Origin of the sequence: Dictyobacter vulcani, assembly GCF_008974265.1 — a bacterium.
Classification (GTDB): domain Bacteria; phylum Chloroflexota; class Ktedonobacteria; order Ktedonobacterales; family Ktedonobacteraceae; genus Dictyobacter; species Dictyobacter vulcani.
In genome coordinates, this window is record NZ_BKZW01000001.1 from 3,109,430 (window position 1) to 3,130,151 (window position 20,722).

Annotated in this window: 24 protein-coding genes; 8 read left to right on the forward strand and 16 right to left on the reverse strand. The window is 48.1% G+C overall.

Going from position 1 to position 20,722, the window contains the following annotated elements:
- Nucleotides 1–5: 5 nt before the first annotated feature.
- The 11 genes from KDW_RS13110 to coaD all read right to left on the reverse strand — a co-directional run bounded on the left by KDW_RS13110 (nt 6) and on the right by coaD (nt 7,074).
- On the reverse strand, nt 6–293 hold the full coding sequence (locus tag KDW_RS13110) for a hypothetical protein (RefSeq protein WP_151756371.1): 288 nt from the start codon (nt 291–293) through the stop codon (nt 6–8).
- On the reverse strand, nt 286–1,032 hold the full coding sequence (locus KDW_RS13115; RefSeq protein ID WP_233097788.1) for an RNA polymerase sigma factor: 747 nt from the start codon (nt 1,030–1,032) through the stop codon (nt 286–288). Before KDW_RS13115 ends, KDW_RS13110 begins: the two co-directional genes overlap by 8 nt.
- Nucleotides 1,033–1,437: 405 nt before the next feature.
- Nucleotides 1,438–1,674: an acyl carrier protein gene (gene acpP / locus KDW_RS13120; RefSeq protein ID WP_126627532.1), complete on the reverse strand. Its 237-nt coding sequence runs from the start codon at nt 1,672–1,674 to the stop codon at nt 1,438–1,440.
- Nucleotides 1,674–2,117, reverse strand: a complete 444-nt coding sequence (gene nusB / locus KDW_RS13125) for a transcription antitermination factor NusB (RefSeq protein WP_151756373.1) — start codon at nt 2,115–2,117, stop codon at nt 1,674–1,676. Before nusB ends, acpP begins: the two co-directional genes overlap by 1 nt.
- A 108-nt stretch (nt 2,118–2,225) precedes the next feature.
- Nucleotides 2,226–2,564: an Asp23/Gls24 family envelope stress response protein gene (locus tag KDW_RS13130; RefSeq protein ID WP_151756374.1), complete on the reverse strand. Its 339-nt coding sequence runs from the start codon at nt 2,562–2,564 to the stop codon at nt 2,226–2,228.
- 18 nt (nt 2,565–2,582) lie between these two features.
- A complete protein-coding gene (fabG, locus tag KDW_RS13135) occupies nt 2,583–3,353 on the reverse strand; it encodes a 3-oxoacyl-[acyl-carrier-protein] reductase (RefSeq protein WP_151756375.1) in 771 nt (256 codons plus the stop codon).
- Between the two features lie 86 nt (nt 3,354–3,439).
- Entirely contained in the window at nt 3,440–4,465 is a 1,026-nt protein-coding gene (gene fabD / locus KDW_RS13140; protein WP_151756376.1) for an ACP S-malonyltransferase, read from the reverse strand.
- A 261-nt stretch (nt 4,466–4,726) separates the two neighbouring features.
- Entirely contained in the window at nt 4,727–4,915 is a 189-nt protein-coding gene (rpmF, locus tag KDW_RS13145) for a 50S ribosomal protein L32 (protein WP_151756377.1), read from the reverse strand.
- Between the two features lie 82 nt (nt 4,916–4,997).
- A complete protein-coding gene (locus tag KDW_RS13150) occupies nt 4,998–5,537 on the reverse strand; it encodes a YceD family protein (RefSeq protein WP_162005197.1) in 540 nt (179 codons plus the stop codon).
- 227 nt (nt 5,538–5,764) lie between these two features.
- Nucleotides 5,765–6,415, reverse strand: a complete 651-nt coding sequence (locus tag KDW_RS13155; RefSeq protein WP_151756379.1) for an ATP synthase subunit B family protein — start codon at nt 6,413–6,415, stop codon at nt 5,765–5,767.
- A 143-nt stretch (nt 6,416–6,558) separates the two neighbouring features.
- Entirely contained in the window at nt 6,559–7,074 is a 516-nt protein-coding gene (coaD, locus tag KDW_RS13160) for a pantetheine-phosphate adenylyltransferase (RefSeq protein ID WP_198925257.1), read from the reverse strand.
- A 376-nt stretch (nt 7,075–7,450) separates the two neighbouring features.
- Here coaD and KDW_RS13165 point away from each other — a divergent pair, with 376 nt between their 5' ends.
- Both KDW_RS13165 and KDW_RS13170 read left to right on the forward strand, forming a co-directional pair.
- On the forward strand, nt 7,451–8,092 hold the full coding sequence (locus tag KDW_RS13165; protein ID WP_151756381.1) for a hypothetical protein: 642 nt from the start codon (nt 7,451–7,453) through the stop codon (nt 8,090–8,092).
- A 221-nt stretch (nt 8,093–8,313) separates the two neighbouring features.
- Entirely contained in the window at nt 8,314–8,769 is a 456-nt protein-coding gene (locus KDW_RS13170; protein ID WP_151756382.1) for a hypothetical protein, read from the forward strand.
- Between the two features lie 182 nt (nt 8,770–8,951).
- Here KDW_RS13170 and KDW_RS13175 read toward each other — a convergent pair whose 3' ends face one another.
- The 3 genes from KDW_RS13175 to KDW_RS13185 form a co-directional block, all read right to left on the reverse strand.
- Nucleotides 8,952–9,329 carry a hypothetical protein gene (locus tag KDW_RS13175; RefSeq protein ID WP_151756383.1) on the reverse strand — a complete coding sequence of 126 codons (378 nt, stop codon included), beginning with the start codon at nt 9,327–9,329 and terminating at the stop codon, nt 8,952–8,954.
- 109 nt (nt 9,330–9,438) lie between these two features.
- Nucleotides 9,439–10,677: an MFS transporter gene (locus KDW_RS13180; protein ID WP_162005198.1), complete on the reverse strand. Its 1,239-nt coding sequence runs from the start codon at nt 10,675–10,677 to the stop codon at nt 9,439–9,441.
- Between the two features lie 37 nt (nt 10,678–10,714).
- Entirely contained in the window at nt 10,715–11,314 is a 600-nt protein-coding gene (locus tag KDW_RS13185; protein WP_151756385.1) for a PadR family transcriptional regulator, read from the reverse strand.
- Between the two features lie 360 nt (nt 11,315–11,674).
- Between KDW_RS13185 and KDW_RS13190 the strand changes: the two genes are divergently transcribed.
- The 3 genes from KDW_RS13190 (at nt 11,675) to KDW_RS13200 (ending at nt 15,128) form a co-directional block, all read left to right on the forward strand.
- Nucleotides 11,675–12,928, forward strand: a complete 1,254-nt coding sequence (locus KDW_RS13190; RefSeq protein WP_151756386.1) for a serine/threonine protein kinase — start codon at nt 11,675–11,677, stop codon at nt 12,926–12,928.
- A 213-nt stretch (nt 12,929–13,141) separates the two neighbouring features.
- Nucleotides 13,142–13,426, forward strand: coding sequence for a DUF427 domain-containing protein (locus tag KDW_RS13195; RefSeq protein ID WP_151756387.1), 285 nt, complete (start codon nt 13,142–13,144; stop codon nt 13,424–13,426).
- Between the two features lie 136 nt (nt 13,427–13,562).
- Entirely contained in the window at nt 13,563–15,128 is a 1,566-nt protein-coding gene (locus KDW_RS13200) for an MDR family MFS transporter (protein WP_151756388.1), read from the forward strand.
- 73 nt (nt 15,129–15,201) lie between these two features.
- Here KDW_RS13200 and KDW_RS13205 read toward each other — a convergent pair whose 3' ends face one another.
- Together KDW_RS13205 and KDW_RS13210 are read right to left on the reverse strand one after the other, a co-directional pair.
- Entirely contained in the window at nt 15,202–16,113 is a 912-nt protein-coding gene (locus KDW_RS13205) for a phosphatase PAP2 family protein (protein ID WP_162005199.1), read from the reverse strand.
- On the reverse strand, nt 16,106–17,116 hold the full coding sequence (locus KDW_RS13210) for a diacylglycerol/lipid kinase family protein (RefSeq protein ID WP_151756390.1): 1,011 nt from the start codon (nt 17,114–17,116) through the stop codon (nt 16,106–16,108). Before KDW_RS13210 ends, KDW_RS13205 begins: the two co-directional genes overlap by 8 nt.
- Nucleotides 17,117–17,753: 637 nt before the next feature.
- Between KDW_RS13210 and KDW_RS13215 the strand changes: the two genes are divergently transcribed.
- The 3 genes from KDW_RS13215 to KDW_RS13225 all read left to right on the forward strand — a co-directional run bounded on the left by KDW_RS13215 (nt 17,754) and on the right by KDW_RS13225 (nt 20,581).
- Nucleotides 17,754–18,695: a class I SAM-dependent methyltransferase gene (locus tag KDW_RS13215; RefSeq protein ID WP_151756391.1), complete on the forward strand. Its 942-nt coding sequence runs from the start codon at nt 17,754–17,756 to the stop codon at nt 18,693–18,695.
- A gap of 17 nt (nt 18,696–18,712) precedes the next feature.
- Nucleotides 18,713–19,666 carry a Rieske (2Fe-2S) protein gene (locus KDW_RS13220; RefSeq protein ID WP_151756392.1) on the forward strand — a complete coding sequence of 318 codons (954 nt, stop codon included), beginning with the start codon at nt 18,713–18,715 and terminating at the stop codon, nt 19,664–19,666.
- Nucleotides 19,667–19,957: 291 nt separating this feature from the next.
- A complete protein-coding gene (locus tag KDW_RS13225) occupies nt 19,958–20,581 on the forward strand; it encodes an RNA polymerase sigma factor (RefSeq protein ID WP_233097685.1) in 624 nt (207 codons plus the stop codon).
- The last annotated feature ends 141 nt before the right edge of the window (nt 20,582–20,722 follow it).

Sequence of the window (20,722 nt, forward strand, 5' to 3'; positions counted from 1 at the left end):
AACTATCAGGAATATGCCGGGCGCTGTCCATCCTGGGTGCCCAGGATACCCTCGATGCTGGCGACCCCTGAGCCCAAGAGACCCAGACCAGCTGAGCTTAATGCGACCAGTTGTATGACACGGCGGCGACTGATGCGTTGCTCGCTTACGTGTCTGACCCGTACCTGCTGCTGATGTGCCTCCGCCGCTTTCCGCTGTACTGAAGCGCTCAGGCGTTGCTCCAGACCTTCTGGTTCTGGCGCATTTGAACCATAGTGGCGTAGCAGCAAGGTCTCGATTGAGTCGTTATACATAGCCACTCCCTATTGATGGTGTTTTACTGCCCAGGGATAAGCGTTGATGCCGATCAGGCTGCGCTCTTCGCTGGTTGCGATCTGAACCATCAGCCTGTGTTATTGAGCCAGTGGAATGCGGTGGGACCGTATCGACTAACTCTTCGCCACTCTCCTGTGTGTAGAGTTGCTGGAACTGCTTGCGGGCCCTTGCCAGGCGTTGCCGTACGGCTGCTTCCTTCACATCCAGCAGGCTTGCAATCTGCGCTGTAGAGAGTCCTCCTACAATTGAGAGCAAGAGGCAGACACGTAGCGCTTCTGGTAGTTGTGCCATCGTGCGTTGCACCATCTCCTGTTCCGCGACCGTTTCAGCAGGATCCTCGTTGCCGCTACTGCCATAACCACCGGGTTGCACCGGGGCGGCCTGTTCATGAACAATTTCATCGCTGGCTCTCGTCTGCTCTTTGCCTTCCACCTGACGCCGATCCTGCATAGTAGAGAAAGGTATAAAGCTAAATAACGCTCGTCTTCTCTTTTGCATACGCACAGTATTCAGGGCAATACGTAATAGCCAGGCTTTGGCATGAAAGTGGCCACCGCTACTGGCTCGCGCGGCATCAATCCCTTTTAATGCCTGATGGAAGGTATCCTGCGTAAGATCCTGGCTCTCTTCCCAGTTATTGGTCAGACCATAGATCGTATGGAACACCAGTTTATAATATTCATGAATGAGCACTTCGACAGCTTGCGCTGCAGGCATCGTATCCACATACAACTCTTTTCACATATGTAGAAGTCTTTTCTCTACTGAGAATTCCGTCTACACTAATGTAGATGCATGACAACAAAGAATTGTGACATCGGTTTGAAGGAAAAAAATAGCCGTGATAAAAAAGAAGGTAAAAATAGTTGGAGGGAGGGAGATAAAAATTGGGCGACCAGAAGGTCGCCCCATGAAAATGGCACTTGCTTTTATAAAATTATATAGCCCACAAGTACCAGGTGACCTGCCAACCTTCAGTTGATTGTTTTTCAATAGCATACCGTTCAATCGTGTGAGCTGTGCTAGCCGCGAGTGAGCGGCGTTCACGATTGTCTTTCAATAGTATGCCGTGATAAGCGGCGTTTCAACCGAAGATTGACGATTCACCAGCATTGCGAAATATTAGCGCAGATGCTCTTCGATGTAATCCTCGGCCTCCTGGACCGTCGTGATCTTCTCGGCATCCTCGTCAGAAATCTGCAATTTGAATTCTTCTTCGAGAGACATGATGAGCTCGACCAGATCGAGTGAGTCAGCGTTGAGATCCTCAACGAAAGATGCACTCGAAACGACTTCACTCTCATCAACGCCGAGCTGGTCAACGATGATTTTTTTCAGGCGATCATGGATTGTAGGCATTAATTTACCTCACTTTCAGCTTTTGAGATGGGCTGTTGTTGGGCCCTATTAAATATTGTACCAAGAACTCCATTAATGAAGCGACTTGAGGTCTCACTGCCATACGTTTTGGCGAGTTCCACCGCTTCGTTGATAGCAGCCTTGGCTGGTACAGTATTATTAAACAGAATTTCGTAGATTGCAAGTCTGAGTATGTTTTTGTCGATACGTGCCATCTGCTGTAACGGCCACTCACGGGCCGCACTCTGGATGTGCGCATCAATATCAGTAAGATGATTATACGCGCCTAGAACGAGCTCGCTAGCGTATTCTACGACCTTGGGTTGCAGATTGCGCTCCTCGGCATGACGCTGCAAGATCTCTTCTGGGGCGTGGTTGGCTATATCGTATTCATAGAGTGTTTGCAGTGCGATCATTCGCGCTTGCCTGCGTATCCCTGGCATAGTATCCTCAAATGGTGACTAGCTGGTGTCTGGGATGTTCTGGCTCTACTGTTAAGGTACAGAAAGAAAGAACAAACAGACTGTGTTTCGACTCATCAGACACGTAAATCAGGCAACATCCTGGATATAGACGTTGACGTCTCGTACTTGCATACCGATCATATTTTCAATGGCGGTTGCAACTTCTTCCTGGACTGCCGTTCCTACTTCTACTATATTACTACCGGATTCAACGATAAGATAAAGATCTGCTGAAACAGTGTTGTCTTTAACGGTAAGGCTGATACCCTGATAAGGTACATCGCGACCCAATAGACGTGACCATTGGTCACTGTTATGGGCCATACTGACAACACCGCGAATTTGCAGAGCGGTACTTAACACGATGGTTGTGAGCACTGGACGTGCTACACGTACCACTCCAGTCGGTTGTGGTTCTATGGCCATCTGTTTGATCCCTCCTGACTACAGTGATAAACCACCGTCGATACTGATTACCTGACCGGTAATATATTGAGCTGCCGGTGTACACAGAAATGCAACGGTGGTGGCAATCTCTGCTGGTGCACCCAGGCGTCCCAGTGCAATTTTCTCGGCCAGCTGGCCGCGTACCTCTTGCGAAAGCTCAGCGGTCATATCTGTTTCTATGAATCCTGGAGCAACGACGTTAACACGAATATTGCGTGAGCCAAATTCTTTAGCCAGGGTTTTGCTAAAAGCAATCAGGCCACCCTTGGCCGCTGTATAGTTGGCTTGTCCAGGATTGCCGCTCAGGGCAGCAACAGAAGCGATATTAACGATACTACCCTGACGGGAGCGTATCATCATACGCGCCGCTGCTTTACTGCAAAGATAGGCGCTTTTTAGATTTGTGTCAAGTACATTATCCCAATCGTCTTCGCTCATGCGTAACAAAAGGTTATCCCGTGTGATTCCTGCGTTATTCACAAGAATCTGTATTGGTCCGATTTTGCTACTGGCGGCGGAAAAAAGGTGTTGTACCTCGTCGGCCTTGCTCACATCTGCCGCAATAGCAATGGCGCGACCGCCATGTTCCATTATGTGTTCGACGACGGCGTGTGCACGCGCTTCGTTGCCCAGATAATTGACACAAACGGTCGCTCCCTGGCGAGCCAATTCTACTGCAATTGCTTTACCAATGCCTCTAGATGCTCCTGTAACAAGGGCTACCTGCCCTGAAAGTGGCGGCTGCTGTGGGTATTCCTCACGGCTCATGTCGCTCTTCTCTTTCCTTCTTAGCGCAGTATAGTGTGTTTCTTTCGCAGGAAGACAACTAGTACCGGTTACCCTTAGTATAAACCCTAGGCGAGCAAGCCCAGGTCCTGTACTTTAGCAACCGCTTTTTCAATCTCGGCCACGCTTCCAATATTGATAATCGTGGCTCCCTTTACAATACGTTTAATCATACCCGCCAGGGCCTGTCCAGGACCAATTTCAAAAAAGGTATTCACGCCCTGAGCAGAGAGATATTCAATCGTGCGGATCCATTGTACCGACTCGGCAATCTGTTGTGCCAGTTCGCTACGAATATCTGCGGCGCTGGTCATAGGTAAGGCGGCAATGTTGCCGATGATAGGGTATGTGGCCTCTCGAAGCTGGGTGGCGGCAATCGACGTGGCCAGTTTGGTCGCCGCAGGTTGCATGACCGGTGAATGAAAGGCACCACTGACCGAGAGCGGAATGGCGCGTTTGGCACCGCGATCCCTGGCCAGGGCACAGGCAGCTTCTAAGGCGTGTTGTTCGCCTGAAATAACGATCTGTCCTGGTGCATTATAATTCGCCAGTACCACCTGTCCAAAGCCTGGATGCCGTTCGGCATTCCCGTCTTCGCCGTGAGATTGCTGGCTGACTTCCTGACAGATCTGTTGAAGGGCCTCGACATCCATACCAATGATGGCAGCCATACCGCCGGGGCAATGTTCTTCCTCTTCATGCATCAACCGGCCGCGTTCACGCACCAGATAAGCTACTCCCGGTACATCAATCGCGCCAGCCGCGACCAGAGCAGTGCATTCGCCCACGCTATGACCGGCTGTGTAACTGGGAATAAGTGGTGTTGACCAGGATGAATTTTGAGGAGAGAGGGCTTCCTGGAAGGCTGCAAGATATGCCAGACTAACCGCGACAATCGCCGGTTGGGCATTGATGGTAGAACGTAATGTTTCTTCTGGACCCTGGAAACAAAGAGTGCTGAGCGAGAAGCCCAGCGTTTCATCGAAGGTGGTAAAGACCTCTTTGGCGGCCGCGGAGGCTGCAAAGACATCGGCTCCCATACCGACCTTCTGGCTTCCCTGTCCTGGAAATAGAAAGGCAACTTGTGTGGTCATTTTGTTCACTTCGTTTACAGAAAGATGTAGCTGCGCTATCCATGGCTATGGATAGAGAGGTAAAGTTCTATCCAGCCATAGCAGCGCACGCGGGCCGCACCGTAGTTGCTAACAGGAATATCATTCCATGCTCATAACTGGTCGATGCCATCCTGACATCTTGCACCGTACATCTTGTAATGTGGTGAGGGTGAGGACTCATGACCAACCAGGGTACCACTACGCGACCAGGCGTGCGTTCATGGTAGCAGCTGCTACTTCTTACTTACTTGTTTTGGGCAAGAAAACCTGGCGACCACGATAGGTGCCACAGTTGGGGCAGGCGTGATGCGAAAGGCGTGGACGCTTGCACTGTGGGCAGGCAACTAACTGTGGTAGATCCAGATGATGATGTGCCCGTCGCTCTCCCTGACGAGCGTGCGAAATGCGTTGTTTAGGTAATGCTCCCATTACTGTCTTCTCCTCTTCCACCAGTATTGTGTCCTGAGTGACTTACTCATGCTCAGGTGTACCTACTCGTGTTGCTAATGTGTTATGATTGTTTTTCATTTTGCAATAATTGCTTGAGCACGCTCAGACGGCTATCAACTTCAGGTTCCTGGCAGTTGCAAGGCCCCAGGTTGAGGTCATGTCCACATTGTGAACACAGGCCTGCGCAATCTTCCTTACACAAAGGCACCATCGGGATCGCGAGTAAGACGGCTTGCCGTATTGCTTCGGTGAGATCAACCTGATGGTGTTCGTCGATAGGGAAAACATCATCCTCATCGATTGGAGGTAGTGGCGTACCCGTCACCACATCCACCGTGGGATAAAAGCGCTCTTCAAATGTGACATGCATTGGTTGCTCAAAATGTTTCAAGCACCGTGCACATTCAAGCTCAGCAGTAAGATCGACCCACCCATCAATCAGGAGTCCCTGGTTGACACGACGCATGCGTGCATGCCCGGCGATAGGCCCAATTACCTTGAGATCATTGTCGAGCCGAACCTGTTCTTCGTGAATATCAGCTTCTAATGCAGCCCCCGAGCCAAACGGAGTCTTCATTAATTGCGCCACATTAAAGATCATGGAATTATATCCTTCCCATTGTGATCCAAACGAGTATTGAACTCTTGCCGGTAAATACGTTTTGGCGCAAGGTGAATTGTTCCTTACTCTTCTCTGGCGCTTGCTCATTATAGACAAGGCATGGGAGGGTGTCAAGTCCTGTAGCTCGCCATAAAAGTGGAGAGAGGACCAGATTGAAAGAGAGAAGCGTAAAGATATAACCCTTGCGGATAAGCAAGGAAGTTTGCCTACACTGGATAGTTCGGGCCACCCATGGTATCAGCCGCTAGTGAAGCGCGCCGTGGCATGGACCGGGGTTGGAGTGCATCATCGTCGTCACCATCATTGGGCGCCTCCATGTCATCGGGTGTTGCCTCTTCCATCACCGTTTCCTCGTTTTCTGGACGTCCTTCCAGGCTGTCCAGGCCGCGTTCTATACTCATTACTGTGCGTTCAATTTCCATTTCCACATTGAGGAGATGTTCACGTAGATTGCGCAGTGTTTCTGAGGCGTAGGTATCGGCTTCGATCTGCATTTGTTCGGTGTGTGTTTCCGCGCGCCGCACAAGTGATTGTGCCTGATCATTGGCCTTGCGTATTATGTCCTGAGAGCGTTCTTCCGCTACACGTAGCAGCCCCTCGCGTGTCATAGTGCGTTCCGTCTCTTCTCTGGCGCGAGACACTAATATTGACGCCTCGGATTGTGCCTGGGCGAGAATGCGTTCTTTGTCCTGAATGATACGTCGGGCCTGTTTGATCTCACCGGGAACTGATGTACGCATTTGCTCAATAATAGTCAGCAGGTCAGCCTCTTTAAGGATGATCTGGTTGACCAGGGGCATTCGTTTGCTATTGGCGACAAGGTTCTCCAAACGATCTACAAGGTAGAGTATATCCATAATATGCCTTGCCTCCTTCCCATGCCGTCGTGTCCCCCCCGGACGTAGCGAAATATCCTCTTCTCTTTAGCAAGAGGTCTGATCGGTTCACGTACGTTTATTCTACGAACAGGTTACCCGGTATGTTGCAGCTTATAAGAATGTTATTTTCGGGTTTCGCCTTGTTTTTGTTTCAGCGCCCGTGCCACCGAAGCGGGAAGCATATCCGTTACGTCTCCGCCCAGGCTTGCGACCTCTTTTATTAATGATGAGCTGACAAAAAGCTGATCCAGATTGGTCAGAAAACAGACGGTTTCAATATCGGGTGCTAATTTGCGATTCATCAATCCCTGTTGAAATTCTGCATCGAAATCATTTGGTGAGCGTAAACCTTTAATGATGGCCTGTCCACCTATTGCGCGCGCATACTCAATTGTCAGGCCCGTATATTTTTCAACACGTACATTGTTCAGACCTTCATTGGCCAGAACCTCTTGCCAGAGTGCTACCCGTTCCTCAACTGAGAAGAGCAGATTTTTGGCTGGTAAAGCGTAGACCGCGATAATTAATTCATCAAATAGTCGTGCGCCTCGACGCGCAATATCAAGATGTCCATTGGTAACTGGATCAAAACTGCCTGGATAAATAGCGACGCGGTGACGCGATTCCTGCTGACTCACATAAGCTCCTTTGCTAACGTCTGTGCTATAAATTGCCAATAAAAGGCATTGAAAATAGATATAGACATTAAAACATATTCGCCGTACTTCGGCAATAGCCGAGAAAAAGGCAGTGGGCCGCGCCGCCAGCCGCACTCGGGCACTAAAGCGCCCATACATCTTTTATTATCATGAGTTATCCCGAATTTTGAGAACATGTGTTCGAGTAAGAAAAAAGGGGTGAAAAGAAGAAAACAAAGACCTCCTGAATTATACTTGCACTACCAAAAAAAAAACGCAAGCAGGAGGTCTTTGAACATCGATGTCACTCAAGTATGCCATAGCAGGAACAAAGCGGCAAGAGGCGCAGGAAAAATTGCAGCGAGTTACCAGCTTAATGGAAGAATATCTGGAGCCGCTTGCCAGGCCGCTAGACGCGTATGTGGATAAGCGGTTAGTGCGGACATTCTTCCAGCTGATCCGAACCATTATCGAAGCTAGAAATCGGTCAACAGGATTGATGGTCAGCGAATTAGGGTCAACCATGCTCAGCGGGAGACAAGCGACAGCAGGAGAAAAGAGGATTCATCGCCTGCTCACATCGGAAAAATGGAGTGAAGAGCTGATCAGGATCTTCCAATGGAATCAGGCCCAAGAGCGATATGAAGAGTTAAAGAGAGAGGGAGAGGAGATTCTCGTCGTTTGGGACGGAAGTGAGATAGAAAAGCCAGAGAGCCAAAAAGCAGAAGATTTGTGTGCAGTTCGGTCAAGTAAAGCAGCAAGGCGAAAAAAATCACGGAAGGGAATATTTAATCAGCCAGGAGGAAAACCGATCATTGTGCAAGGATACGAGTGGACAGCGTGTGTGGTTGTAGGAGAGAAAGGGAAGCCATCACTGGCAATGATGGACTTTTGGAGTAGAAGAGGTCCAGATGCTCAAACGACCAAAGAGGAAGAGGAAAAAATGTTAGCGCGAGGGAGTGGGGAAGAAATGTATTGCACGTGTTTGATCGGGGATACGCTGGTGGTCCATGGTTAGAGATGATGTGGAGGCGGCACGTTGATTTCGTGATTCGATGGAAGAAAGGGCATCATTTTTTTGATGAAAATGGGGAAGAGAACTCATTAGGTCAATTAGGAAAGAAGAAAAGATCAAGAGATTATCGTATGATTTGGGATGCAGTAAAGCATGAGAATCGCAAGACAGGGATTACCTGGATGTAGGTACGACATGCATCCTATTCAGAAACATTATGGGTTGTGATTGTAAGAAGAGGAGGAGAACCATGGTATTTAGTGACGAATCGATGTATTGAGACGGAAGAGCAAGCATGGAAGATCTACAAAGCCTATTGCAGAAGATGGCAAGTAGAAACCGTGTTTCGCTATGAAAAGAGTGAATTGGCGATTGAAACGATTCGCATCTGGAAGAAGGAGAAGCGTAACAAGTTTTTTCATATCATATCGCTCGTCCATTCATTGCTTTTGCATCTTTTAGATGATGATTACAGAGATATCGTTACATGGATTTTCCGTGAGTATTGTCATCGAACAGGGAAAAAGCAGAAAGAAGCGAAAGTTCCCATCTATCGTCTCAGATGGGCTTTAAGCCGCTTCTTTCAAGAGATCCGACCTGTATTTTTATTTGCCTGGAATGTTCAACCCTCAACAGCCTTCCATCAAGGGTTGAACGTCCGTTCTCAAAATTCGGGATAACTCATGATAATAAAATCCTTGTTCGCGCCGCAGGCGCGAAAACATAGGTGTTCAGCACGTGGAGAGTATGGAAAGCAAAATCTAGTTTAAGATGACAGTATATAGTGGTGTTTACAACGAATCCTCCTACAATCAATTTGTAGGAGGATTCGTTGTGTTTAAGTTGAAGGGCAATACGTGGTTTAGGCCAGTTTATTGCTGCGCTTGTAGCGGGCAGCAATCATCTCACCGACGCCAATGGCACCCAGGCCGATCAGCAGGTGGATGATCTGAATGACGATATGGGATGAACCCGGCAGCCAGCTGAGTTGTCCCAGGCCCACGACTGGTAACAGTAAACCCAGCACAAAAGCACCGATGGCCAATCCCATATTGCGACCTTTAGGGGCGGTCGCAATGCCAAAGCCCAGCATCCAGAGCGCGACCATGGCCAGCAGACCCAGCAGCATATGGATCATCACAATACTACCGGGAATCAGATGAGCCCAGAGTAAAATACCTATAATAAGTGCAAGCAGAACGCAGATACGCAATGCCATAATACCAATACGTACGATCACGGTTAATTCTCCTTAAGAATACATGTGAAAATGAGTGTAACATGCCTGAAATTGGTTTTTCAGGCGTATATGAAAAACTGTATGCCTGGAAAAGCATAAGCTGATCATGCTATTGTGTACGGCTGGCCTCCAATACAGCATCCTGGGGACGCTTGATTCTGGTAAGCACTGGCAAAACCAGGAAGGCCGCCAGCAATACCAGCAGGCCACCGATAAGTAAAGGAGCGCCTGGATTACTATATGTATCAACGGTACCAGCGATTAATGGTCCAATGATACGACCCAGACCAGCAATGCCCTGGGCTAATCCCAGCAGTTCACCCTGCGCTTCTGCCGGACTGGCAAAAGACAGTAAGGTGGAGATGGTCGGGCTGATTGCGCCATCGCCGATACTTAATAGTCCCACACTGATTAATACTAGCGCAAGGTAGTTACTAAATGCCAGCATTACCAGTCCGAAAGCCAGCAAAAGCAGGCCTGCAAACATCACCTTCTGTTCATTCCAACGTTTGACAAGTCGTCCTACCAATCCTCCCTGCATTACAACCACTACAAAGCCAACATAGGTGAACAGATAGGCATTCTGGGTCGAGCTCCAGCCGAACTTTTGCTGTGAGAAAAGAGGAAAAATTGTTTCCATGGCGGTAAAGGCGATAGTAAAGAGTAGATTAACTCCTACCAGCCTGAGCACGAGCGGTAATTGGACTGCTCGTTGCCAGCCAGTCCAGAGTATATTGAAGCGATTCAGTGAGCGTGACTCCCCTGTTTCACTATCAACCAATGGCTGTTTGAGCGAGCGTGTTTCTGGTAACAAGAAGAGGACCAGTAAAGCATTGATCAGAGCAATTCCAGCTGCCGTCCAGAAAGGAATGGTTGGTCCCAGTGGTGAAAGAATGCCGCCCAGAGCTGGCCCAATCACAAATCCCATCCCAATCGCTGCTCCGATCATGCCCATGCCTTTAGCGCGCTCTGCTGCTGGTGTTACATCCGCGACTACCGCTTGCGCTGATCCGATATTAGAAGCTCCCAGGCCACCAATAAAACGAGCTACCAGCAGCATTGGTAATGATCCAGCCAGTCCGGTGAGCACGAACGAGATTGTTTCAATCAGTAATGAAATCACAATCACTGGTCGGCGGCCATAGCGATCTGAGAGTCCACCGAGGACAGGCGTAAAAATAAACTGTGCCAGAGCATAAGCGGTGACAATCGCGCCTACCCCGATAGGATTTGCGCCTAGATGTTGGGCCCAGAAAGGCAGGAGTGGAATAATTAAACCAAAGCCTGTAAAATCGATCAGAATTGTGAGTGCCATCAATATCAGCGGCGATCGCCTTTTTTGCTGCATGACCAAAATTGCTCCTGTACCTCTATTTTTTTTCTGCTTATAGAGCAGCCGATCCTGTCTCAGAGTCATGACTCTGCAACCGGATTATCCCGGTGCGAATATGGTCAATTGTCTGTAAGAGCCAGGTAGTTTCAGCTTCAAGCAGCATCAATTTGTGTTCATTCACCAGTTGGTGCGCGGCATCTATGCTATGGCCCGGCACTATCTGTTGCATGATACTACTGCGATAAGCTTCCATAAGCATGAAGCGTTGCTGTAGCAGGTTACAAGCCTCATCGGCGGTCAGGTGATGTAAGAAGAACAGGCAGGCATCCACTTCATTCAAGCCAGGCGTAAATGTGCTGATCATATCGCGTAGGAGCAGAGAAAAATAGGTTTTTCCTTGCTCTGTAATATAGTATATATCCCGTTCACGCAACGAGACATCTTCATGCGCTGCGCCGGGTCCAGGAGCCTCTACCGTTTCACGCCGAATCTCCAGATAACCATCGGCTACCAGGCGTTCGAGCTGATAATAGATAGTGGGCTTTTTGATGTGCGTGGCAAGATCATGGTGTACTTCGATGAACTCGCGAATCTGCTGACCATACATAGGTCTCTCAAGCAGTACACCAAGTAACACAACTTGTTTATACATAAGCAACCGCCAATTAAGTCAAATCTGACTTAATTATAGCGAAAAAAAACCTGACACGTCAAGGGCGGGCAAACATACCAGTGATGAAAAGTTGGTATTACGAAATTCAGAACCTTTTCATCTTTTTTAATAAAAACTGTGAAGCAGACCATAGTAATTTTAGCTGAAATACTATATTATGAAAGTACTGTAGCTGAAAATATCCATTTTTAGGTTAATGTGTATCATTTTTTTCGCCTGTACAGTATAGGACATTATATACATGCACTCGCTGAAGTGTGTGAGCGTCGTTCATAGCTGGCATATGTTGCTGTGCTAAGGTATGTGAATTTAGCTGGAACCTTGTTGAGGAGTTTGTTCATGGGGCAGGACACACACTTATTTTGTGCAGAATGTGGAGGAGCGAATCCTACCCATGCCAGGTTCTGCCGTTATTGCGGCAAATCATTTAGTGTTCAGGCCCCGATATCTCTGTCACTTGCCACTCCTCCCGCAGTCCCGATTGCGGTTGCACCATCCAGTAAAAATGATGCACATTCCTTGAAAAACAGAGAACGTTTGAAGCAGCGGTATCAACTCGTCAGTCAGATTGGCTCGGGTGGCTATGGTAAGGTCTACCAGGCAGTTGATACCGAGTTTATGGATCGACGTGTGGCGATTAAAGAGATGCTTCAGCAGGGATTGACTCCAAAGGAACTGGCCGAGGCAGCCGAAAGTTTTAAGCGTGAAGCTGTGTTGCTGGCGACCCTGACCCATCCCGGTTTGCCAAGTATCTATGACTATTTTTCCGAAAATGGCAATTGGTATCTGGTGATGAGCTTTATCGAGGGTGAGACTCTGGAAAGCTATCTGCATCACCGCGGTGGTTCCTTGCCGATTGAAAAAGTACTCCAGATTGGTATTCAACTGGCAACAGTACTCAGCTTTTTACATACGCGTCGTCCATCCATTATTTTCCGCGATCTCAAGCCCGCTAATGTGATGCGCACACCAGAAGGACAAATCTATTTAATTGATTTTGGGATTGCGCGTCATTTTAAGCATGGCAAAACCAAGGATACTATGGTACTGGGATCGCCCGGCTATGCAGCACCCGAACAGTATGGACGCTCCCAGACGACACCGCAGGCTGATGTCTATAGTCTTGGCGTGGTTCTACATCAGCTTATTACTGGCATCGATCCTTCCCTCTCCCCTTTTGGGCGCAAGGATTTACAACTGCCAAAGTATCCTCAACTGGGTATTCTAATTCAATGCATGTTGGAACTTGATCCAAAGCGCCGCCCGGTCAGCATGGGAAATATTCAGCGTGAACTGCAACGTATTGCCAGTGGTAAAGTGATCCACATACAGAAGCCCGCTGACCGGGTGCCCCCGCCAAATTTCCCGGTCCAGGCGCATCTACCATCCTGGCGTCCATCCGCTTCAGCTCTGCGCCGTTCCTCTCAACCTCCGAAAGGACCCTTTCAACGCGTTCAGGCCAGTCAGTCAGTACCATTGTGCCAGCCTGCTCCGCAGCCATCAGTGCCCGTCCACATGCCAGGAATGTGGAGCAGCGCATGGTCTCAGGTGATGAATCTTGTCAGATCTTTTGCTGGCTTCTATTATTCTTGATCTTCTATGTAGTCGGTGCCTGAATAATGCGGCTACTTTTTTGCCTACAAGCCCACTATGACCCATTGGGTCGCACCCCTTCGTCTTTTCAACAGAACTATCCTGTGTTTTTTCAACGTTTTACTGCTATCATGCGTGAAAAAGAAGTGGAACGTTTGATTATTACTGGATATATTGTCTGTTATAGCCTACAAAACTGAAGGAGTTTTTTTCATGCCTAAAGCAAGTTGGAATGGTGTCACATTGGCCGAAAGTGATCATTGTGTGGTGGTTGAGGGGAACCAATACTTTCCACCAGATGCTGTACATAAAGAATACTTTAAAGAAAGTGCTACCCATACGACCTGTCCCTGGAAAGGTCTGGCCAGCTATTACACAGTTGAAGTGAATGGCGAAACAAACAAGGATGCGGCCTGGTATTATCCTGAGCCCAAAGACGCAGCCAAACAGATAAAGGATCATGTTGCGTTCTGGCGTGGGGTGAAGATAGAAGTCTAGTTTTTGGCTCATTCTGGTGTGGCAGACTGGTTTCCTGAATGTGTGGATAATTGTGGTGGGAATAAATTTTTGTCATTGTGGTGTTTAGATGGGCAGTTATGTAGTCAAGCGAAGGGAATAAATCAGGAACATGCAAATGACCAGGAATGCCAAAATTCTTGTGACGATTGCCTTGATGCTGGGTATGGCTCTGGCGGCATTGGATACGACCATTGTCGGCACTGCCATGCCGAGTATCGTTGGCAAACTGGGTGGTATTACCCTCTATTCGTGGGTCTTTTCCGCCTACCTGCTTACTTCAACCACCACCGTACCTATTTATGGCAAACTGGCCGATCTATACGGCCGTAAGCCACTTTTCTTATTTGGATCCGCTGTTTTTCTCATCGGCTCTGTTGCATCAGGTTTCTCACATAGTATGGTTGAGCTCATCATCTTTCGGGCTATTCAAGGTCTGGGTGCCGGTGCCGTCCAACCAATTGTGCTGACCATTATCGGCGATATCTTTGCCTTAAAAGAGCGCGCTCGGGTGCAGGGATTATTCAGTGGCGTCTGGGGATTATCCAGCATTGTTGGGCCAGCACTTGGTGGCTTGATCGTGGATCACTTCTCCTGGCGTTGGGTTTTCTTTATCAATGTTCCTTTTGGCTTGCTCTCTGCGCTGATACTCATGTTTTCTTTGAAAGAGCAAGTTGAACGGAAAAAGCATAAGCTGGACTATATTGGCACTCTGACATTGAGTATCAGTATTGTGGCTTTGCTCTTTGCCTTTTTACAGGGGGGCACCAGTTGGTCCTGGTTCTCGTGGCAAAGTATCGGACTCTTTGCCATCTCAGCGCTCCTGTTAGCCTGGTTCCTGTATGAAGAGCGTCGGGCCGCCGAGCCGATTCTTCCGTTGGATCTGTTTCAGAATCGCATCATTGTCATTTCCAGTATTGGTGGTGTGATCCTGGGTACGTTGATGTTTGGCATTACCTCCTATGTACCGCTGTTCATGCAGGGTGTTAAAGGGGGAAGCGCCACGGATGCAGGTATTATTCTGGGACCTCTCTTGTTGGCCTGGCCGATTGCAGCAACAATTAGTGGTAAAGTTGTCTTAAGCTATGGCTATCGCCTGACAGCGCTGGTTGGGACCGCTTTAAGTCTGATCGGTGTGGGTATGGCGCTGTTGTTTACACCTCAAGTGAGTCTACCCTTTATCATTGTGGCGATGGTCTTGATCGGAACTGGTCTGGGCTTTTCTAGTTCCGCCTACATCCTCTCGGTCCAGAATGCTGTACCCTGGAACCTGCGCGGTGTCGCCACGGCGTCAACACAATTTTTCCGCACGATTGGCGGAACGATTGGTGTGGCCATCATGGGTTCGATTTTAAATGCCCAGATGGCGCAGCGCTTTGCGCCGATCTTTGCCAGCTATCAGCAAGTGTTGCAGCATCTGCCGAAGGGCGTATCACCTGGAAACGTTTTACTGACGCCTGGAGTGCGAGAAACCTTGCCAATAGTTCTCTTACACCAATTGCAAGCGGCCCTTTCACAAAGCCTGTTCTGGGTCTACTTGCTCCTCTTTATCCTGGCAATTGTCGGCGTGGTGGCCATGTTCTGGCTTCCCGGTGGACGCGCAGACCAGTATATGTATAAAGATGAAGTTATTGATGCCGCAGAACAACAGCAGTCTGAGGTTGTTATGCCTCATATCGGATAATACAGAAGTAAAACACGATGCCCATATATCAACGGTAAACTGATATATGGGCATCGTGTTTTATCTTTGGATTTTATTCGTGCTCTAAATTCTCGGCAACTTCTTTCTCTTCCTCATTACCTGGTTGCTGTAACTGTTTTCCAACCACTGGAGCCTGGCCTTTGAATGGATGGAGCCAGGCTTTGATGCGCAGATAGAGCGCCATCACGCCGCTAAACCATAAGCCACCATAAATGTAGCCGGCTGCGACATCGCTAGGCCAGTGGGCCCCGAGATAGATCCTGGAAGGACCAATAGTGCCAATCAGCAGGCTACAAATACCAATCAGACTATTGCGGATCCGACCTGAACGCCAGTTGGTAGCCAGCAGATAGATCAGCAGACCATAGAAATTGGTATAGTGCATAACGTGACCGCTGGGAAAACTGGGCTCATTGATGACTTTAACTACTGTGACCAGTTCCTTCGTAGGCCGTGGTCGTTTAATGACGCGTTTCACGATAGCGTTGAGCAACGTGGATGATGAGGTTAGCAGGATAAATAGTGCTTCAAGGCGGAAGCGCAGTGCCCAGAAAATGGCCGCAACACCTACCGTTTGTGGAATAGCATATTTGGCAAAGCCAACCTCTGAAATCCCGAAGAAGAAGCGTCGTAACCAGGGGTTGCGATATTTTTGCAGTCTGGCAGTAATGGACATGTCACCTGGAAAGAACTGCGTGCGTCGTGCAATTAAGGAAAGGATGACCGCACCAGAGAGTATCCACAGGTAAAAGGCCATAAACATGGTACCGCGTGAAACCGCTCGTCGACCAGAGACCGAGGTCGCGGCTGCGACACGCTGAGCTTCAGTCATTACCGGCGGCACCTGCACATCAGGTAACTTGACCTGAGGCGTGGATGGATTTTGTTCATTTATCGTATTTGTATTGACATCTGGCTGGGTAAAATTATTTTCTTTGGTACGTTTACGAATAGGATTAAACATGCACAGGACCTTTCTCTTGACTTTGATCGCGTTGCACGGCCCGTTGATAGACTTTTCTCTTTTTGCGTTCGGGCTTGGTGATGCTGGGACCCTCAGCCATTTGTTTGGGGACACGCACCTGTAAGACACCCGATTGAATAGCAATCGTCGCGGGTGTATGTCCTTTTTGTTCACCATCGGCGTGAATCTCTACTGGATGTTCGGCTTCGATGGTAATAGATTTGACTTTGCGGTGAGTGATTTTCTGTTCTACATCCCGCTTCCCCTGGCTGATAGAAATGGCATGGCGTATATAATCGAACGTGCTAAATCTACGGTAGATCAGTACATCTAGTAGACCATCATCCATGACTGCATTGGGCGCGAATTGTAGCCGCGCACCATAATATGGAGAGTTACAGATGCTGATTTGAATGGCATGGACGTACTGACGCTTTTTTTGATCCAGGGTCACGGTAAATCTGGTGGGTTTAAACGTTACAAGCGTATAAAGACCCTGGGCCACACCACGGAATGTTGAAAGGATACCTTTGCTTTTAAGCTCTTCTGCGGCAGGAAAAATCGCGGCTTCCAGGCCAATCCCTGAGACCTCTAAGAAGATGTGGTCGTTGATTTTTCCTACATCTATGCTGCGGGTTGAGCCTTTAGCGATGATATCGCAGGCTTGCTCGATCTCTTCTGGAATTTTCAAACTGCGGGCAATGTTATTCATCGTACCCATGGGGAGAATACCCAGAGCACTCTTGGTTCCGATCAGACCTGTCGCCACGGCATGTAGCGTGCCATCCCCACCTGCGGCAATGACGATCTCAGCACCATCTGCGGCTGCCTGTTGCGCGAGGCCATTGCCTGGATCTTCCACAGTCGTATAAAGAATGGTCGGTTCTATATTGTGGGTCCGTAAAGAGGCCAGAATCTTTTCTTTGGTTTCATCAATGGTTGTATGATTTCCGGCCAGGGCTGACTCACCTGAAGTCGGATTAAGGATAAGTACAGTACGCATAAAACGGTTCCCCCTGGTGCATAACTCTCACTTACATTTTTGCCCGTTTAATGAGACCGCAACAATATACTTCTAAAGCTGTATGAGAGAATAAACGGTTTAGAGGCGGTCTCTATCATAGCAAAGTCTACCCATCCCCTCTCCACTTAACCTTAATTAGTACACGCATAAACTGACGCGTTAGTCTCATCTTATACTATAGTCTTAAAAAAAAGTGTGTGTATTCACTGAGGATGTGTTCCCTGCACGTTTCAGGTTCCCTATTCTGGACACACTGAGTTAGGTGCCTGAGGCTCAGGTTAGTATGATTTTTAAACGCTGGCAGCAAATGCTGTCTATACCTGATGATACTAGAAACTATTTGTTTTAAAAACGCGTACGACAAATAGCATGCCATTCAATCGTGGGAACGTAGTTGGGATGTATGCAAAAAATGTATAGAAGCTAGTAGTCTGTCAGACATCATGTGATGGGGAGGCGGGGATGCTAGCGAGCATGCCGGGGGCATGATCAAGCGGCGAGCCCCTTGACTGGGGATTGGGGGCTGTGCCCCGGCATCTCTCCCCATCCCGCCCGCGTAGCGGGCGCACAACCTATCACACGAAGTTTGACAATGTACTAGAAGAAGGAAAGATACATGGCAAGTAGTGATGTGCTGTTCAACAATCCATTCTCTATTGACGATCTCCTGGTGTTTGATCAGGAAAATTTGCGCAGTATGCTTGCTTGTAGTCATTCTCAGATCTCCATTCAGTTGCTTGCCAGAGGATTGCATGCTACCTCGCCCGCACTTGTACAGCATATCGCTGCTAGCCTCTCGCCAGAACAGCAGCAGCAATTTCAGCAGGAATTGCAGTATCCATTGACCGGACAGGAAACTGAACAGGCCCGAAAAGAGATTCTTGATCGTCTATTCTGGGAACTAGTGTATTGGAAGACTCCTGAACTCTATGAAGAATTGACCGAAGGTGAGCGCTTGCATGAAGGCATCTTTCAATCCATTCAGTCAGATCTGGCTGAAAAAATAGTGCTGGATGCAGGTGCTGGTAGTGGGCGTGCCTCGTTTGAATGTTTGCGTTTCGGTGCTGCGAGAGTGTATGCCGTTGAACCTTCACCTGGTTTATTGCATCTTTTGCGTAAAAAAGTTCAGACCAGTGACAAAGATCAACGCATTCAGCCGTTGGCGGGTCGCTTTACCCGTATACCCTTGCCTGATCAGTCTGTTGATACCACGATCAGTTGTTCTGCTTTCACGGCATTAGATGATCAGGGCGGCGAGGAAGGTTTAGCTGAGCTACGCAGGGTGACAAAGCCAGATGGCAAAATCATCATTATCTGGCCTCGTACGGAGGACCTGGATTGGTTTCAAGCGCATGATTTTCACTATGTGTCAATGCCCATCCAGGGTGAAATGTCTGTTCACTTTCGCTCATTTGAGTGTGCACTTCATAGCGCACGCCTCTTTTACGGACATAATCCTGCTGTAATGGATTACTTACAGAAAGTACAAAAACCTGAAATTCCTTTTTCTGTGATTGGAATGAATCCACCTCGAGACTATTTTTGGCTTGCGGTGTAAGAAAGGATTGTAAATATATGGTTGCCGAAACGACAAATCAAAAAGAACCAACGATAAGCTGGATGGATACTCCACCACGTTCACCGCTCTTACGTCATTATAGTGCGAAAATGATCGCGGGTATGCCCTGGTTAGATAAGCTGTCTGCCCCGTTGCAGAAGTGGACGAACTCATTGTTTGGCAGTCCAAAGACGCCTGAATATCGCATCAAAGATTTTCTGGCAGGCGTTTGGTTTGGCCATCCTCTTCATCCTGTCCTGGTGACGATTCCTATTGGTGCCTGGACCTCGGCTATGGTTTTTGATCTGGCCTGGCTTGCCAATGAAGATGATGATGGTATGGCATGGAGCGCGGATATGATGATCTGGCTTGGCCTGGCTGGAGCCGCCGGCTCTGCGGCCACAGGAATAGCTAACTGGGTAGATACCGATGGTCAGGAACAACGGACTGGTATGTTGCATGCACTCCTCAATGGTAGCGTGACTGTTCTTAATCTATCATCTGCCTTGCTGCGCGCAACCGGACAACGGAAGACCGCTATTACTCTGGCCGGTACTGCTTATGCCCTGACTATCTACTCTTCCTATATTGGTGGTGAACTGGCTTATTCAAATGCTATCGGCGTCAATCGTGTTATTCCCGAAGCTGGTTCTGATGAATATGTAGCTGTACTGGATGAGAGCGAGCTAGTGCCCGGTAAGTTGACGCGTGTAGATGCCGCTGGTATGCCAGCAGTACTCCTGAAAGATGGCTCAACGATTCATGCAATCGCCGCTACCTGTTCACATCTGGGCGGACCCTTAGATGAAGGAAGCTATGAGGACGGGGTAGTGTATTGTCCATGGCATAATTCTGGTTTCCGAATGTGTGATGGAAAGGTCGTTAATAGTCCTGCTGTCTACTCCCAACCAACTTTCGCAGTGCGGGTGCGCAATGGCAAAATTGAGTTGCGCCGCTTAGAACATGCCTGATAAAGAATTCTCGTTGCACAGACTTTTTCGTCAAGTTGGGCCATAACGTTATGGCCCAATTTTTATTGAATAAGCAGTCAAATGAATAACGATAAATACAATATGTGAAATTGTATACATAGGAAAACTTCATGCTCTGTTATTTTAGTGTGATTTTTGATTTTAAATAGAATTACAGAGTTTTATTTGAGTCAAATGCCATTGTAATTATCGTTTGAAGAGTATATGCTAGTATCTATAAAAGAATAACTGGCTAGATCATGAATCCATTCAGAAACGAAGAGGTTACCCGTGCAAACTCAAGAATTTATAAAAAACACCTCTCAAGAGTTCTCTGATGCCGTGCTGGCCCAGATGATTCTCGATGGAGATGAACGTGCGTTTGAGCTCCTGGTACGTAGATATCACACACCTCTCTTTAACTTTATTTGTCGCTTTCTGAGTGACTATGACCTGGCTTGCGATGTACTCCAGCAGGTCTTTTTGCGTTTTTACACCTCGCTACCAAAATTGGCAACAGGTGAGCCATTTAAATCATGGCTTTTTCAAGTTGCGCGTAATTGTTGTGTAGATGAATTGCGACGACGGCATCGCTATGCGATTCATTTTTCTCAACTAGAAATAGAAAATTGTGATGGCGAGGTTTCTGTTTTAAGTGATATTCCTGACCCTGGACCTTTACCAGAAGAGTTGATCGAACGTCACGATTTGCAATTGCATCTCCACCAGGCCATAGAATCCTTGCCACCGAAATTCCGTTCCGTGGTCATTTTACGCTACGCCTCGCAGTTGAGTTTTTCTGAAATTGGTAAAGTGTTATGTATGCCAGAGGCAACTGCCAAGACGTATTTTCATCGTGCCAAAGTCTTATTACGCAAGATTCTGATTGCTCAGGCTCAGACTATTTCCATGTAGTGTTGATTCGACGCATGGATGGATCATACAGTCCAGACTTTTGTTTGTACCTCTGGCATGGATGCCTTACCCCATATTTCAGCAAACCCCAACTATCACCACCTCAACTATACATCCCAGGTACCGCTAGTACATTGTCAA

Coding starts and splice junctions, on each gene's coding strand:
- KDW_RS13110 (WP_151756371.1), bottom strand. CDS start 293: ATGTATAACGACTCAATCGAGACCTTGCTGCTACGCCACTATGGTTCA.
- KDW_RS13115 (WP_233097788.1), bottom strand. CDS start 1,032: ATGCCTGCAGCGCAAGCTGTCGAAGTGCTCATTCATGAATATTATAAA.
- acpP (WP_126627532.1), bottom strand. CDS start 1,674: ATGCCTACAATCCATGATCGCCTGAAAAAAATCATCGTTGACCAGCTC.
- nusB (WP_151756373.1), bottom strand. CDS start 2,117: ATGCCAGGGATACGCAGGCAAGCGCGAATGATCGCACTGCAAACACTC.
- KDW_RS13130 (WP_151756374.1), bottom strand. CDS start 2,564: ATGGCCATAGAACCACAACCGACTGGAGTGGTACGTGTAGCACGTCCA.
- fabG (WP_151756375.1), bottom strand. CDS start 3,353: ATGAGCCGTGAGGAATACCCACAGCAGCCGCCACTTTCAGGGCAGGTA.
- fabD (WP_151756376.1), bottom strand. CDS start 4,465: ATGACCACACAAGTTGCCTTTCTATTTCCAGGACAGGGAAGCCAGAAG.
- rpmF (WP_151756377.1), bottom strand. CDS start 4,915: ATGGGAGCATTACCTAAACAACGCATTTCGCACGCTCGTCAGGGAGAG.
- KDW_RS13150 (WP_162005197.1), bottom strand. CDS start 5,537: ATGATCTTTAATGTGGCGCAATTAATGAAGACTCCGTTTGGCTCGGGG.
- KDW_RS13155 (WP_151756379.1), bottom strand. CDS start 6,415: ATGGATATACTCTACCTTGTAGATCGTTTGGAGAACCTTGTCGCCAAT.
- KDW_RS13165 (WP_151756381.1), top strand. CDS start 7,451: ATGGAAGAATATCTGGAGCCGCTTGCCAGGCCGCTAGACGCGTATGTG.
- KDW_RS13180 (WP_162005198.1), bottom strand. CDS start 10,677: ATGCAGCAAAAAAGGCGATCGCCGCTGATATTGATGGCACTCACAATT.
- KDW_RS13185 (WP_151756385.1), bottom strand. CDS start 11,314: ATGTATAAACAAGTTGTGTTACTTGGTGTACTGCTTGAGAGACCTATG.
- KDW_RS13190 (WP_151756386.1), top strand. CDS start 11,675: ATGGGGCAGGACACACACTTATTTTGTGCAGAATGTGGAGGAGCGAAT.
- KDW_RS13195 (WP_151756387.1), top strand. CDS start 13,142: ATGCCTAAAGCAAGTTGGAATGGTGTCACATTGGCCGAAAGTGATCAT.
- KDW_RS13200 (WP_151756388.1), top strand. CDS start 13,563: ATGACCAGGAATGCCAAAATTCTTGTGACGATTGCCTTGATGCTGGGT.
- KDW_RS13205 (WP_162005199.1), bottom strand. CDS start 16,113: ATGTTTAATCCTATTCGTAAACGTACCAAAGAAAATAATTTTACCCAG.
- KDW_RS13210 (WP_151756390.1), bottom strand. CDS start 17,116: ATGCGTACTGTACTTATCCTTAATCCGACTTCAGGTGAGTCAGCCCTG.
- KDW_RS13215 (WP_151756391.1), top strand. CDS start 17,754: ATGGCAAGTAGTGATGTGCTGTTCAACAATCCATTCTCTATTGACGAT.
- KDW_RS13220 (WP_151756392.1), top strand. CDS start 18,713: ATGGTTGCCGAAACGACAAATCAAAAAGAACCAACGATAAGCTGGATG.